This window comes from Mammaliicoccus sp. P-M58 (genome assembly GCF_022386165.1).
Classification (GTDB): Bacteria; Bacillota; Bacilli; order Staphylococcales; family Staphylococcaceae; genus Mammaliicoccus; species Mammaliicoccus sciuri.
In genome coordinates, this window is sequence record NZ_JAJNJI010000008.1 from 114,184 (window position 1) to 129,455 (window position 15,272).

General features: G+C 32.4%; 12 protein-coding genes and 1 riboswitch. Of the genes, 6 read left to right on the top strand and 6 right to left on the bottom strand.

The annotated features are described in order from the left end of the window. Positions 1-56: 56 nt before the first annotated feature. The 3 genes from LQ694_RS10265 to LQ694_RS10275 form a co-directional block, all read right to left on the bottom strand. The gene (locus LQ694_RS10265) at positions 57-524 is read right to left on the bottom strand and encodes a PTS sugar transporter subunit IIA (protein ID WP_218697121.1); all 468 of its coding nucleotides are present in this window, start codon (positions 522-524) and stop codon (positions 57-59) included. A gap of 19 nt (positions 525-543) precedes the next feature. Continuing rightward, positions 544-2,529, bottom strand: coding sequence for a BglG family transcription antiterminator (locus LQ694_RS10270; RefSeq protein WP_231492986.1), 1,986 nt, complete (start codon positions 2,527-2,529; stop codon positions 544-546). 346 nt (positions 2,530-2,875) lie between these two features. Further along, positions 2,876-4,504 carry an APC family permease gene (locus tag LQ694_RS10275; RefSeq protein ID WP_218697125.1) on the bottom strand — a complete coding sequence of 543 codons (1,629 nt, stop codon included), beginning with the start codon at positions 4,502-4,504 and terminating at the stop codon, positions 2,876-2,878. A 287-nt stretch (positions 4,505-4,791) separates the two neighbouring features. Between LQ694_RS10275 and LQ694_RS10280 the strand changes: the two genes are divergently transcribed. The 4 genes from LQ694_RS10280 to LQ694_RS10295 all read left to right on the top strand — a co-directional run bounded on the left by LQ694_RS10280 (position 4,792) and on the right by LQ694_RS10295 (position 9,681). Further along, positions 4,792-5,502: a MerR family transcriptional regulator gene (locus tag LQ694_RS10280; protein ID WP_058612333.1), complete on the top strand. Its 711-nt coding sequence runs from the start codon at positions 4,792-4,794 to the stop codon at positions 5,500-5,502. Positions 5,503-5,730: 228 nt separating this feature from the next. Then, a riboswitch (SAM riboswitch) is annotated at positions 5,731-5,836 on the top strand. Between the two features lie 111 nt (positions 5,837-5,947). Next, the gene (locus LQ694_RS10285) at positions 5,948-6,766 is read left to right on the top strand and encodes a MetQ/NlpA family ABC transporter substrate-binding protein (protein WP_218697127.1); all 819 of its coding nucleotides are present in this window, start codon (positions 5,948-5,950) and stop codon (positions 6,764-6,766) included. 196 nt (positions 6,767-6,962) lie between these two features. Next, positions 6,963-8,231 (top strand): pyruvate MFS transporter, encoded by a 1,269-nt coding sequence (locus LQ694_RS10290; RefSeq protein ID WP_025906962.1) that lies wholly within the window; start codon positions 6,963-6,965, stop codon positions 8,229-8,231. Between the two features lie 130 nt (positions 8,232-8,361). Next, the gene (locus LQ694_RS10295; RefSeq protein ID WP_058612331.1) at positions 8,362-9,681 is read left to right on the top strand and encodes an Nramp family divalent metal transporter; all 1,320 of its coding nucleotides are present in this window, start codon (positions 8,362-8,364) and stop codon (positions 9,679-9,681) included. 25 nt (positions 9,682-9,706) lie between these two features. Here the strand turns inward: LQ694_RS10295 and LQ694_RS10300 are convergent, their stop codons facing one another. Further along, positions 9,707-10,297, bottom strand: a complete 591-nt coding sequence (locus tag LQ694_RS10300) for a TetR/AcrR family transcriptional regulator (protein WP_058612330.1) — start codon at positions 10,295-10,297, stop codon at positions 9,707-9,709. A gap of 126 nt (positions 10,298-10,423) precedes the next feature. On the opposite strand from LQ694_RS10300, the gene LQ694_RS10305 reads away from it, so the two are divergent. Continuing rightward, positions 10,424-11,917: a CoA transferase gene (locus LQ694_RS10305; protein WP_025906959.1), complete on the top strand. Its 1,494-nt coding sequence runs from the start codon at positions 10,424-10,426 to the stop codon at positions 11,915-11,917. A 217-nt stretch (positions 11,918-12,134) separates the two neighbouring features. Here the strand turns inward: LQ694_RS10305 and LQ694_RS10310 are convergent, their stop codons facing one another. Both LQ694_RS10310 and LQ694_RS10315 read right to left on the bottom strand, forming a co-directional pair. Next, positions 12,135-12,422, bottom strand: coding sequence for a putative quinol monooxygenase (locus LQ694_RS10310; protein ID WP_025906958.1), 288 nt, complete (start codon positions 12,420-12,422; stop codon positions 12,135-12,137). Between the two features lie 97 nt (positions 12,423-12,519). Continuing rightward, positions 12,520-13,899 carry an amino acid permease gene (locus LQ694_RS10315; RefSeq protein ID WP_239772019.1) on the bottom strand — a complete coding sequence of 460 codons (1,380 nt, stop codon included), beginning with the start codon at positions 13,897-13,899 and terminating at the stop codon, positions 12,520-12,522. Between the two features lie 259 nt (positions 13,900-14,158). On the opposite strand from LQ694_RS10315, the gene LQ694_RS10320 reads away from it, so the two are divergent. Further along, a complete protein-coding gene (locus LQ694_RS10320; protein ID WP_058612328.1) occupies positions 14,159-15,160 on the top strand; it encodes an NADP-dependent oxidoreductase in 1,002 nt (333 codons plus the stop codon). Positions 15,161-15,272: the final 112 nt, after the last annotated feature.

Here is a 15,272-nt window from a genome sequence, read left to right on the forward strand (position 1 = left end):
AATAATTTCCTCCTAATTTGAGTCGATGTGTACATCGAACTCTTCATGTTAATTTTTTATACTTCGCTTAATTCTTTATCTATTGCATCTACAATTGTTTGTTTATCTTGTGCATTGGCAATCAATTCAAGTAATTGATTGTTTTGGAAGATTCCCATCAGTTTTTGTAATAATGATAGTTGAGCATCTTCTTTATCCATTGCTAACATGAATATTAATTTCACATCTGTTGTTTCTTCAATTTCTCCCATAATGACAAATGGAACGGTTTCTTTTAGTACTGCAATACCTATTGATCTCGTCTGAACGTGTTGTATGTCGGTATGTGGGATTGCCACTGAGCAATATACAGTTGGTAAACCAGTTGCAAATGACTTTTCTCTTTCTATCACTGCGTCTTTGTAAGTGTCTTTAACATAATTATTTTGATACATAACATCTGACAACTTACTCAACGCTTCAACATTCGTCTTAGCTTCTAAATCTAGAATGACGTTAGAAGCATCGATCTTTAAATCTTGCATATTATGCAACCCCTTTGACTTAATCTATTTTTGAAAAGTGTTGAATGATTTTATATACATCAATTTTTGAATCTGTTTGAACAATTTGTTGTATAGCTTCATCGTCTTGAGACATATCTCTCAGTTGTAGTAGTGGTCTTAAATGTTTGAACTTATCTGTAGCAGCGATTGCGACAAAGATATGAACTTTTAATCCAGTACTCAACTCGAGTGGCTCTTTCAGAATCAACATACTCATTGCAGTTCTATGAACGACTTGATCACCATCAGCATGAGGGATTGCGATATTTTGGTTAATAACCATATACGTATCATCAAATGCTGCATGCATCTTATCTACATAGAGCGGGTCGACATATTTCATTCTTACTAACGGGTTAGCCGTTAATTGAATGGCTTCTTCAATATCAGCTAAGCGCTCTACAAAATTAATATGATTGGTTGGTAATAAATCTTGTAAGTTCAAAGTACTATTGATAGATAATGTTGATGCTTTAACCGATGAATATGCATACGTATCTTCAAATTGTGCTTTTACGATTTTGAAAAGCTCTGATTCATTATGAATTGTTGCATGTTCTCTTATAGCCGAAATCATTTTTTCGACTTGTATTTCTGTTTTCATCGTATTATTTAATTGACCGAATACATGTTGCCGTAGTTCATGTTTTTCTTGAGCAGTTAATATCGTTTTCGTGATATACAATTTTTTAGGTGTCATGATATGCATCGGTGAAAAGACGATATCAAAGTCTAATTCATACTGATTGAAATCGCGTAATGATAAAGCATCAAGGAATATAAATTCAGGGAATACACTTCGCAACTCTTGTAACATAAGCTGAGAAATGGATGTACCTTGTGTACAAACAACAACAGCTTTTACTTTTTGTTCAATTTCTTCATCTTGCCTTCTTAAACTGCCACCAATCAGTATGGTTAAATAAGCAATTTCATTTTCGGGTAATGATTGCCCGAAGAACTTTTCTAAAGGTTTTGAAGATAATTTAACGAGATGAAAGAGTTCTTTATAATCTTCTTTTAAGGAATTTTCCAAACCTTCTACATCAGATAATTGATATCGGATTCTGTAAAAAGCAGGTTCCATATGAAGCATTAATTGGTTTATCAAAGAATCTCGATCTTTAAATTTAATAAAAGTAATTTTTTCAAATTGAACAATCATGTCTATAAGTGCTTTTTTGAGTTCTGGGATGTGTTGAATATCACTGACATCTGACCACTGAACACTCGTTGACAACAACTGTAAAGTAATGAATAACTTTTCTTGTCTCGGAATATTTGGATAGTTCGATGTCAAAATTTCTGTTGCTTGATATTCTTTCGTATCCGATAAATCGTCATATCCTATAGAAAATGATGAAACAATTTTGTCATGCTTAATTCTTCGTAAAATTAAATAAAGTTTATAAGGTAATGTTTGTGTACTTTGATCAATGAATTTCCTGTCTAAATATTGTTCGATTTTAGTGATTTGTTTATTGATTAATTCAATTTTTTCATCAATAATACTTAAACTTTTGACGATATCAGACTGAGCAATATGCATTGTAAAGACTTTATCGATGAGCCTCATAAGAAGCCTTCGAATTTCAAATTCACTACCAGCTAAGTAATAACCATTTGTACGACTATATTTCAAATTAACTTCGTATGGTTGTAGAAGTTCTTTCAATTTCTTAATATCATTTAGAATCGTATTTTTACTAACTTCTAAATCGATTGAGAAGTGATTTAATGAAAGACCTTCTTCTTCACTAAACAACATCAATAAAATGAGGTGTGCACGTTGGTATGCGGTATATACCTGCTCATTCTCTTGATAGGTGGATTCAATTGGAACATTTAGAAAATCTTTAATGGTGTCATCAACGATAAAATAACCTTGGCTAGTTCGCTCGATTTCCGGATAATCATGTTCTTTAAACCAGTCATTTAACTTTTGAATCCTGTACCCAAGTTGTCTTCGTGAAATGTTAAACATTGATTCTAAGTCTTTGCCTTTTACTTTTGGATTTTTTATCATTTCTGAAATGATATTAAAGTTTTCTTTTTGTATTTTGAATACCTCCTTTGTTGTTAGTCATAATTTAACACAGGTCATCAAAGAGTTGTACAAGCTTTAATCACAAATGTTATTAATTTTTGTGTACACCTTTGTGATTATACTGATATGACAACGTTTGTAAGATACAACGAATAATTTTAAATGCATGAATATTATTAAAATTGAATACATAGTAGATTTAACTTAAGTAAGAAAAGGGGTAATAAGGGGACAAGAACATAAAAAAGCAATCGCTCGATTAGCGATTGCTTTTAATTAATAATTATTCTTGAGATTCATCTGGTAAGTTTTCTTTCATTTTTTTATTAATTTTCTTCGCGCGTTTGAAATAAATACCTTCAAAGTAGCTTGTTGTACCTAATTTATAGAATACAAGTGCAACAACTGCAATAACGATGAAATCATATGGGTAGTGGATCCAATTAAGTCCGTTAAATTCTTTACTTCCGATAAATGATAAGAAAGCAAGAATGATAAGGTATGCGATGATCCAAATACTACCACCGATTTGTTTTTTAGTATTTGTCCAATTTGTCTTATATTCATAGAAGAAGTAAATTGGTAAACCTAAAATGATAATAAATATAACTTGTGCTGTTGTTGGCCACATAGCCCAATATATTGCGAGTGATGCAACAACGAATGAAAATGGCGCCATAAAGCCGAGCATTTTCGCACGGAATGGCCTATGCATATTCGGAGCCATTTTTCTTAACGAAATAACAGTTGTTGGTCCAGTTAAATATGCAACAAGTGTTGCTGTAGAGATAACACTTGCTAATACTGCCCAATCTCTAAATAATGAAACCATGATCATACTGACAATAGCGTTAAATACAATTGCGACACGTGGAATATTGTATTTTTCGTTCATAGAACCTAAGAATTTAGGAATATGACCGTTTTTCTCCATTGCACGTAATACACGACCAGTAATCGCTACGAAAGAAACACCTGTACCAAATGGTGATACAACGGCTTCTAAATATAATAGAATAGCTAACCAGTTTAATCCTAATATGATGGCTAAGTTAGCAAATGGTGAGTCGAAATTAATACCGCTCCAACCACCACTTTCAGAAAGCATGTCTGCTGGCATAGATGTGATAAATGTACTTTGTAAAATAATATATAATGCAGCACTTAAAGAAAGTGAAATTAAGATACCTTTATAGATATTCTTTTCAGGATTTTGAATTTCAGATCCCATGTTAATAATTGTTTGGAATGCGTTAAATGAGAATATAATACCAGAAGCTGTAGTAGCAGCGAATATTGGTGCACTACCATATGGCATAAATTCTCCTATTGATGAACCATAGTTTCCTGTATCGAATCCAGAAATAATTAACATAATAATCGTTACAAGTGGCACACCTAATTTGAAGAATGATATTAAACTTGTAAATGATGTTAATAGTTTAACTGACCAATAATTTAATAATGAGAAAATAATAATGATAATAAATACTGCAAATAATCCAATATTACTAATTGAACCATCTTGCATAAGTTGACTAGTAGGTTTAGCCCAATCCCATGGCCAAGAGCTGATGTATTGAACAGCTGATACAGCCTCGATAGGGATAATCGTTACTAATGATACCCAGTTAGCCCATGATGCTATGAAACCAAGCAGTGAACCATGTGTATACTGCGCGTAGTTACTCATACCACCAGATTGTGGGAACATTGTTCCAATTTCAATATAGTTATAAGCTATAGATCCTATAACAATAAAGCCTATTACCCAAGATATAATTGCGGCAGGACCTGCAATTGATGATGCTTCCCATGCCCCAAATAACCATCCAGAACCGATTAAAGAACCAAGTCCTAATAGTACGAGTTGGGTCAGGTTAATTTTTTTGTTTTCGTTATGATTACTCATCCAATCTCCCATTCTAATTTTTAATCAATTTTTGTTTGTTTTTATTGTTAAAATTAAAGCACGGGACAATATTATACGCTTATAAAATTAATAGTCAAATTCCGTTGTAAATATCAAGCGTTTTCAAATGGCTGTATATACCAATTTTATGGAGATGAAAGATTTTTAGAGTTCCGGCAGTCTGACCGGCTATAAAGTAAATTAATTTGTATTTTTAAGTTGATTGTGACGCTACGTCATAAAATAGAATATAAGTATAAAATCTATTAATACGAGGAGTGGTTAGTATGCAAATGACTACAGGACAAGTAGCCAAGGTATGTCATGTAACAGTTCGTACAGTACAGTATTACGATAAGAAAGGAATTGTCAGTCCAAGTGAAACATCAGAAAATAATAGAAGATTATATACAGAAGCGGATTTGAATCAATTAAAGATTGTGTTGATTTTGAAAGATATGAATTTTTCTTTGAAAGAAATTAAAGCTTTGTTGAAATCAAATGAGTCTATCAACACACTCAATGTACTGTTAAGTGAAAAAATCATTGAGCTAGAGGAAAATATTCGAAACGAAAGTGACCAATTGAAACAAATTCAGTTTATTAAAAAGAATATAAGTGAAGAAAGCGAATATCCAGTATCTAATATCTTGAATTTAAAAAATAAATCTAAAAAGCATCAACTAATGAAAAAATTTAGAAGTAAATTTATGTTTGTATCTATGATTGTCGGTATTGGCCAATATACAAGCATTGCCATGGCGATAACAAAGAAAAAATGGAAGCCAGTTATCATCGTTTATCCGTTCGTACTATTGTATGCAGCATTTGCCGTAAAAAAATATTATGCTGTTGTAAGTTACTTATGTCCAAATTGCCAAAATGAATTTAAACCGTTTTTCTCAGAATGGTTCAAATCTAATCATACTTATCAAACAAGAAAGCTATTATGTCCACATTGTAATGTAGAAAGTTTTTGTATCGAGACACATGAATAATAGTAGAATTCGATTAATAGAGTCGCGTAGTTAAAGAAGATTTGAGAGATAAGTATAGAAAAATGAGGAAGTTATGGCTTAAGTGATGAGTAAAGCCAAGAGTCGACCCAACTCACATATCTCATTGCTCTTATCACCGCCATCCAAACCCCCCCTCACTCTCCGGTGTAAAATTTCAAATTGACTAATCTCGAGTACGATGATAGGATTAATAAAAATAATAAAAGACTCTTATCAAGAGTGGCTGAGGGATGTGCCCTATGAAGCCCAGCAACCTTCTATTTGGAAAGGTGCTAATTCACATAAAGTTTGTCTAAACTTTTGAAGATGAGAGGAGGTTTATCTAACTTTCTCTAATTTTTTAGGGAAAGTTTTTTTATTTTTAATTTTATTTTTAATTTTATTTTTAATTTTAATTTTAATTTGGAAAGAGGCGTGTATACATATGAGCAAACTCGTAAAGTTCGTTAGTTTTATCAGTATTATTTTATTATTAGCTGCTTGTGGGAAATCTAGTGGAAATGAAAATACAAAGATTACGGTAGCAGCTTCTCCGGCTCCGCATGGCGATGTGGTTGAACATGCGAAGGAAAAAATGAAAGAAAAAGGTTATGACTTAGAAGTTAAAACAGTAAATGACTATAAAGTGCCAAACAAATTATTGGATAAAGGTGACGTAGATGCAAATCTATTTCAACATGTGCCTTACTTAAAAGCTGAAAAAGCAACACATGGATATAAAATTGAAGAGGTAGGAAAAGTTTTCACAACGCCAATGGGTGTTTATAGTAAAAAACATAAAGATTTGAAACACTTACCTGATGGCGCAACAATTTATGTGTCTAACAACCCAGCAGAAGAAGGAAGATTTTTATCATTCTTTGTTAATGAAGGATTGATCAAAATAGATCCAAAGGTGAAAATTGAAGATGCTAAATTTGATGATATTATAGAAAATAAAAAGAATTTGAACTTTAATAACAAACAAGGCGCAGAATTTTTACCTAAAACATATAACAGTGGTAAAGGTGATTTAGTGATTATGAATTCAAACTATGCAATTGATAATGGACTGAATCCAGTAAAAGATTCGATAGCAATTGAAGATAAGTCATCACCATTTGCGAATATATTAGCTGTAAAAGAAGGTCATAAAAATGATGAGAAATTCCAAGAACTTCTGAAAGTACTTCAGTCTAAAGAAATGAAGAAATATATTAAAGATGAATATGGTGATAATGTTATCCCATATGAAAAAGAATAATACATGAGCCCAGGCATATGTCTGGGTTTTAATTTTATATATTTGTGTATTTATTCACAATGAAATAATATTATAAATCTTTAAAATTTATGTTGTAAGCGTTTCCTGTTTGTGCTATATTCAACTTATTAATAAATAGAGTCATCATATGACCACATGAATTTGAAGGGAAATTAATTAAGAAAGTTGGATATTTATGAAAGAAAAAAGAACTAATATAAGATGGTTTTTTGCAATTGCATTCTTTATTATAGGAATTATCGCATATATGGATCGTTCAAACATCTCTATTATCGCCGGACCTATGATGGAAGATTTAAATATGAGTAAAGCTCAATTCGGGCTATTAGCATCATTCTTCTCACTTGGTTATGCTTTAATGCAAGTACCTTCAGGAATATTAGCTGAAAAGTTTGGTCCTAAGAAAATGTTAACAATCGCATTATTATGGTGGAGTGCTTTCACAATTCTTACAGGTATTGTGAAAAACCATGGCTTACTATACTTTGTACGTTTCTTATTTGGTGTAGGTGAAGCGCCTATGTACCCATCAAATGCTGTATTTAATAGTTACTGGTTTAATAAGAATGAAAAAGGTCGTGCATCTTCTGCATTATTAGCAGGTTCATACTTCGGTCCAGTAATTGCACCAATCGTAACAATCGCGATTATGAACGCGTTTGGTTGGCAAGCAGTATTTTATATTTTCGGTTTAGTTGGCATATTAATTGCAATTTTATGGGTGATTATCGCTAAAGATTTACCAGAGCAACATAAAATGGTTAATGAAGCAGAAAAAAGATTTATTATGGAAACACGTGACGTTGTAGATACAGGTAAAACAACTGCCCCTTGGAACATCTTCTTCAAACGTTTCAGTTTCTATGCAATTGCAGCACAATATTTCGTTGTACAATTTGTCATTACATTATTTTTAATTTGGTTACCTACATATATTCACGAAGAATATCATGTGGAATTTAAAGAAATGGGCTTTATCGCTGGTGCACCTTGGTTAGCAATGTTTATATTGATTATGCTAGGTGGTACAATTTCAGATAAAATTTTATCTACAGGTAAATCTAAATTTGTTGCACGTGGTGTAATCGCAATTACTGGATTTGTAGTATTCTGTATATCACTATACTTTGCGTTAGCTACAGATAACTTATATATGAATATTTTCTGGTTATCTTTATGTCTTGGTGGTGTAGGTTTATCAATGGGCATGAGCTGGGCAACTGCTACAGATTTAGGACGTAACTTCTCAGGTACAGTTTCAGGTTGGATGAACTTATGGGGTAATATTGGTGCATTATTAAGTCCAATATTAGCTGGTTTATTAGCAGATAAAATTGGTTGGACAATGACACTACAATTAATGATGGTTCCAGTAGCATTCGCAATCATCATGTGGTTCTTTATTAAACCTGACAATCCTTTAGTAAAAGAAGAAAATGTATAATATTTTAAGAGTCTAAGGCACAATATGTGCTTTGGATTCTTTTTTTATAACAAAAAGTTTAGGTTAACCTAATTAAAATGTTTACAAATTAGATAAATAGGTATATCCTCTTGATATAGAGGTGTTAGAAATGGGCAAAAGTTTAGAAGAAATTAATAGTACGGTCTCATTTGATGCTGAAGCAAATGCTTTTAGAAAGTTCCTAATGTATTTAGGTCCTGGTTTGCTTGTGGCAGTCGGATATATGGATCCGGGTAACTGGATTACGTCAATGTCTGGTGGGGCTCAGTACGGTTATATATTATTATTTGTGATTTTAATATCTAGTTTATCTGCAATGCTATTACAAAGCATGTGTGCAAGATTAGGTATAGCAAGTGGGATGGATTTAGCACAAGTTACAGAGCATATGACTAATAAGTCTTTAGGCGTATTTGCTTGGATTTTAGCAGAGTTAGCAATTATGGCAACTGATATTGCTGAAGTAATTGGTAGTGCTATTGCTTTAAATTTACTGTTTAACATTCCATTGACTTTAGGGGTAACGATCACAGTATTAGATGTTTTACTTTTACTTTTAATTATTAAACTCGGATTTAGAAAAATAGAAGCAATTGTAGGTGTACTTATATTTACAGTTCTTATTATCTTTATGTTTGAAGTGTATCTATCTTCACCTGATGCTAGTTCCTTAATGGCAGGATTTTTACCAAGTTCTGAAATTGTTACGAATAAAGGCGCTTTATACATTGCGTTAGGTATTATTGGTGCAACGATTATGCCACACAACTTATATTTACATTCATCAATCGTTCAGTCTAGAAATTATGAAAGAACAGATAAAGGTAAAAAAAGTGCGATTAAATATGCAACAATAGATTCTAATATTCAATTAACAATTGCGTTTATCATTAATTGCTTATTATTGGTATTAGGCGCAGCATTATTCTTTGGCAGTCATGAAGCTTTAGGAAGATTCTTTGATTTATATGATGCTTTAAGTCACTCTCATGTAGGTGGTGCAATAGGTGGCGCTGTTATGAGTACACTGTTTGCGATAGCATTATTAGCTTCAGGCCAAAATTCTACAATAACAGGTACATTATCAGGACAAATTGTTATGGAAGGTTTCTTAAAAATTAAACTTAAACCATGGGTACGTAGAATCATTACAAGAGTTATCGCAGTTATACCAGTATTTCTATGTTTGTGGTTATATGGATCAAGCGATACAAAAATAGAAGATTTATTAATTTTCACACAAGTATTTTTAAGTTTAGCCTTACCATTTAGTATTATTCCATTAATCATGGCGACAAGTAATCCAAAGATCATGGGTAAACAATTCGTCAATAAAAGATGGGTTAATATTATATCTTGGATACTCGCAGTAGTCCTAAGCGTGCTTAATATATATTTAATAGTAGAAACAATATCAGAATTTATGTAATTCATATAAAGCCAAGGCAATGATTTTATTGCCTTGGCTTTTTCTCTGCGTCTATTAATAATTTGATGGGACCTGTTGAATTAAGTGTGATTAATCTTTGTGCCATTTCTTCAGGAGGAATGTCTAATGCTCTAATGACCCAGCCTTGTATCATGCCTGCATAAGCCGATGCAACGTATTCAGCGACAATATCTTTATCTAATATCATGTCATTTTGAACGCCAGTATCTTCAAAAAAGATAATATATCTTTGATGAATATGATTTTTAAGCAAAATATAGAAATTAGGATAGTATTTGAACATCGTTTGATAGAAATATGCGTTGTGGGATATATGGCTAAAGATATTATTAGCAATATAGAATTGTGATTCGCTAATGCTGTGATGCTTTAAATAAAATTTATAAGGTTCACCGAATAGTAATTGAAAGTAACTTGTTATCGTATGAGAAGTTAATACTTCAATTGAAGGATAATGTCTATAAAACGTTGAACGATTGATTCGAGCTTCTTCACATAACTGTTTAACCGTTATGGATTGAATGCTCGTTGTATTTAAACATGTTAATAATGCATTCTGTATTTTGTTTCTGGATTGTTTTTGTTTCTTGTCCAAATCATTCACCTTCTTATGAATGCAACATAATTTGAAAATGTGTTGCTTTTCTCATTTTACACACATTGTTTTTTAAAGTCGAACATTTTTATAATAATAATATGAAAAATATTGGAGGAGAACAAATTGAAACAAGATGCCGAAATGTTGAAAGAAACGTTGTTAAATAATAAACGAAATAGAGTAACTGACGATCATTTTGATTTAAATGCAGCTTTAGAAGAAATTCTTAATTCAGTTGGTTATACGACTGCAGATAGTGGTGGTAACGTTACATTCTATGGTAAAGATCCAGTATTACCAAGTACATTGCGAATTGCCGGATTAGCAGGATTAGGATTGGCAGCTAAATCAGTAGCTTTAGCTCATTTATGGCAAGTTCGAGGTGGTAAAGGACAAGACATTCATGTCGATATTAGAAAAGCATTAAAAAGATTATCACCTTTTTACGAACGAAAATGGGAAACATTAAATGGATTTCCAGCAAAAGGTCAAGAAGATCCACATACACCATTTAGATTTAATTTTTATGAGACGAAAGATAATAGATGGGTAATGCCATTAAACCCTTATCCAAATGCTAAAGAGCATGTATTGGATTTATTAGATTGTCGTGGAACGAAAGAAGCGGTTACTAAAGCGATTAAACAGTGGAATGGTAAAGAATTAGAAGAAGCGGGTTCTAAAAAAGGTATCGTTATGCCACTCGTACGCTCTGTTGAAGAGTTTGTTGAAGAAGAACAGTTTAAATATATTGCAGAATCAGAACTTATTGAAATTAAGAAAATAGGAGAATCTGATCCAATACCATTTACTGAGAACCCAGAACAACCATTAAGTGGTATAAGAGCATTAGGAATGGGACATGTTATAGCAGGAGCAGGACTAGGTAGAGGTTTAGCACTTCATGGAGCAGACGTACTCAATGTATGGCGACCAACTGAGTTAGAAGTAGAAACAATGTATTTAACTTCTAATGTCGGAATGCGTTCAACTTATTTAGATATCACTAATCAACAGTCACATAGAGATAAATTTGATGAATTGTTAAGTGATGCAGATATATTCTTCATCAATAAAAGACATGGATTTATGGAAAAATATAATGTGACAGCTGAAGCATTAGCAGAGAAGAAACCCGGTATCATACATGCGTCTGTTAATTTACATGGACATGCAGGACCATGGTCAGATAGAAATGGATTTGATCAGACGGCAGGAAGTGTCACAGGTGTTATGAGTTTAGAAGGAACAGATGAACAACCCGCATTGCCACCAATTGTTGTTGTAAATGATTATGTTATTTCATGGTTGTTAGAACTCGGTACAATTAAAGCATTAGAAAGAAGAGCAGTAGAAGGCGGTAGTTATAGTGTGTCTGTATCATTAAGTAAAGTGTCTGCGTATTTAATGTCTCTAGGTATATTTGATAAAGATTATGCACAAGAAGTAGCAAATAGTAATGAAGAACATCGTGCAGTAGCGCCAGAACAATTTGAAGCAGAAACACCACTTGGAACTTATGTAGGTGTGACAGATCAAGTAGAAATGAGTGAAACACCAGGACATTACGATACAGTCTTGATGGTCAGAGGATCAGATAAACCAGTTTGGAAGTAGAAATTGGTTGAATTTAGTTTGATAGGCGTGTCATTAGGGACAAAATTCCGAGAAATGTCCCTTAATGAGTATCTTCTAATTACCAGAATTCGAAATAATGGAAGTTAGCTCAACATAATCACACAAAAAATAAGCATATCACTTTATTTTCTGAGTTTCTCAGATAAGTGATATGCTTATTCGTTTATTTATAGGATTCTTCAGCTATGAGTAAGTTCTATTCTTTGCTTGCACTTACTTTAATATCTGAAGGTCCAGCTAATAATGGTTTGACACTTTTAATAAATTGTTGGAAGTGTTCGCTATTATTATGTGCTTCTATAGCTTCTTGGCTTTCCCAAATTTCATACATTAAATAAGTATTGTCTGACTCTGTTGATTTGAAGTGTTCGTAACCGATATTTCCGGTTTCTTGTCTTGATGATGCTACTAAATCTTTAATCAATGCTTCATATTGTTCAACTGCTTGTGCTTGAACTTCAAACTTCGCATTTATGATTAACATAAGATAACCTCTTTCTCTATATCAATTTGATTTCTATATTTGAATCATGACAGAAAGCGATAGAATTGTAAATTTTGAAATCTTGGAATTGAAAATTTTATTTGGTTCTTAATTTTGAGTGTCTTATTCCGTACGTAAAGTACACGATAATACCTAAAATAAACCATATAATAAATGCAATCCAAGTTGAACGTGTTAAGTTTGTCATCAAGTATAAACAGATTATAAAGGATACGATTGGTAATACGGGATATAAAGGTACATTAAAACCTTCTGATGGTAATGATCGATTTCTTCTTAAGAACAGAACGCCTATTGAAACTGTACAAAATGCAAATAATGTACCGATATTAATTAGTGAAGCGAGTTCTGATAAAGGTACAAGCCCTGATACGATTCCCATAGATAACGTGAGTATGACAGTATTTTGTACGGGTGTTTGTTTTTGATTCGTTTTAGAGAAGACTTTTGGTAGTAAACCATCTCTACTCATCGCGAATATTAAACGCGTTCCACCATAAGACATGACGAAGATAACTGTTGTCATACCAACGATAGCACCTAGTGACAGGAATCCAGCTATCCAATTTTGATTAATGGATTGTAATGCAAATGCAACTGGTGCACCGACACCTTCTAAATTTTGATATGGTACGACACCTGTAAGTACAGCTGAAACAATAATGTATAAAATAGTACAAATCGTTAATGCACCAATAATTCCGATTGGCATGTTCTTTTGAGGATTTTTAACTTCTTCAGCTGCAGATGATACTGCATCAAATCCAATATACGCAAAGAACACCATTGAAGCACCTGTTAACACACCATTGAAACCAAATGGTAAGAAAGGACTCCAATTATCAGGTTTAACATAAAAAATACCTACTATTATAAAGAGTAGGACAACCATTATTTTGACAATAACCATAATATTATTGATACGTGTAGATTCTTTTACGCCAATAATTAATAATGCGCCAATGAACATAATGATAATAAATGCTGGTAAATCAAAATAATGACCACTAGATGGGTCACATGAACCAGATAATGCTTTTACAATATGGATATTCATACCAGATAGTAAATTAATGACGTATGAAGACCAGCCACTTGCGACTGCTGCGATTGCTAAACCATATTCAAGTAATAATGCCCAACCTAATATCCATGCAATACCTTCACCAAAAACATAATAACTATATGTATAGGCACTACCAGCTTGAGGAATTTTTGATGAAAATTCAGAGTAACATAAAGCTGCTAAACCGCATCCGATTGCAGCGATAATAAATGAAAGCATAATTCCAGGTCCAGTTATTGTTGAAGATATTTCACCGGGTAAAATAAAAATACCACTACCAACAACAGCTCCGACTCCAAGCATGGTTAAATCAAAAGCGCCGAGTGTTTTTTTAAGTTTTTTATTTGATTGAGAAGAATGGTGTTCTTTCTTCTTGAAAAATTGATTCATGTTGCACCTCCGGCAGACAATTATACAGAGATTTGTCTAAAAATTCTATATGTTTAAATAATTCGATTAGTGTAATTTTGTTTTAAAAAAGGAATTATTATGTATTTAATTTGAAAATTTAGTGAATTATAAATAAAATATGATAAAAGTTATAAAAAAATTAAATTACGAACAGACTGTTTGACTCACTTCATAATCATGTTTAATATTTACAAGCGTAAAGTAAGTAATTACTTTTTATAAATGAGGAGGATAATCCATGAAAAATGAACAAATTGTATTAGCTAAAAGAACTGAAGGTATCCCTCAAGATGATGTATTTCGTTATGAAGAAATAGAAGTGAAAGAACCAAATAATGAAGAAGTGTTATTAAAATCAATATATGTTTCTGTAGATCCTTACATGAGAGGACGTATGAATGATTCTAAAAGTTATACGCAGTCTTATGAATTAGATAAACCATTTAACGGCCATATCGTTGCAGAAGTCGTTCAATCAAATGCTTCTGACCTTAAAAAAGGCGATATTGTAACAGGTATTTTACCTTGGCAAAAATATATAACAATCAATGAAAAATATGTTACTAAAATTCCATCAAATGAAGTACCGTTATACCTATACTTAAGTGTACTCGGTATGCCTGGTATGACAGCTTATCAAGGACTCTTAAAAATTGGTAAACCTCAAGAAGGCGAAACAGTTGTAGTTTCAGCTGCATCCGGTGCGGTTGGATCTGTCGTAGGACAAATTGCTAAGTTGAAAGGTGCGCACGTAGTAGGTATTGCAGGTGGATCAGAGAAAGTAAATTACTTAACTGAAACATTAGGTTTTGATGAAGGTATAGATTATAAGAAAGATAATTTTGCTGAAGCATTAGAACAAGCAGTTCCAAATGGTATAGATGTTTATTTTGAAAATGTTGGCGGTGCACTTTCGGATGAAGTGTTTAAACATTTAAATAAATTTGCACGTATACCAGTTTGTGGCGCAATTTCTTCATACAATCTTAAAGGCGAAGACATTGGACCACGTATTCAACAAACATTGATTAAAAGCCAAGCATTGATGCAAGGATTCATTGTTGCACAATTTAATGAAGATGTTAAAGAAGCAAGTGAACAGTTAGCACAATGGGTACAAGAAGGGAAAATTAAATCCGAAGTTACAATAGACGAAGGGTTTGATCAAATTCCAAATGCATTCCGTAAGTTATTTACTGGTGATAATTTTGGTAAACAAGTTATAAAAGTAGCCGAATAAATAAGGTTAAATCAGTTTAGGATGAACATGTCCTAAGCTGATTTTTTTTATGCGCTCATTTAGACGAGTATAATCTAACAAAAAATGACAAAAATATCCATTTATATATTCC

Bases quoted from the DNA above. Each gene is read 5' to 3' on its own strand.
- LQ694_RS10265 (WP_218697121.1), bottom strand. From the start codon at position 524: ATGCAAGATTTAAAGATCGATGCTTCTAACGTCATTCTAGATTTAGAA.
- LQ694_RS10270 (WP_231492986.1), bottom strand. From the start codon at position 2,529: ATGTTTAACATTTCACGAAGACAACTTGGGTACAGGATTCAAAAGTTA.
- LQ694_RS10275 (WP_218697125.1), bottom strand. From the start codon at position 4,504: ATGAGTAATCATAACGAAAACAAAAAAATTAACCTGACCCAACTCGTA.
- LQ694_RS10280 (WP_058612333.1), top strand. From the start codon at position 4,792: ATGCAAATGACTACAGGACAAGTAGCCAAGGTATGTCATGTAACAGTT.
- LQ694_RS10285 (WP_218697127.1), top strand. From the start codon at position 5,948: ATGAGCAAACTCGTAAAGTTCGTTAGTTTTATCAGTATTATTTTATTA.
- LQ694_RS10290 (WP_025906962.1), top strand. From the start codon at position 6,963: ATGAAAGAAAAAAGAACTAATATAAGATGGTTTTTTGCAATTGCATTC.
- LQ694_RS10295 (WP_058612331.1), top strand. From the start codon at position 8,362: ATGGGCAAAAGTTTAGAAGAAATTAATAGTACGGTCTCATTTGATGCT.
- LQ694_RS10310 (WP_025906958.1), bottom strand. From the start codon at position 12,422: ATGTTAATCATAAATGCGAAGTTTGAAGTTCAAGCACAAGCAGTTGAA.
- LQ694_RS10315 (WP_239772019.1), bottom strand. From the start codon at position 13,899: ATGAATCAATTTTTCAAGAAGAAAGAACACCATTCTTCTCAATCAAAT.
- LQ694_RS10320 (WP_058612328.1), top strand. From the start codon at position 14,159: ATGAAAAATGAACAAATTGTATTAGCTAAAAGAACTGAAGGTATCCCT.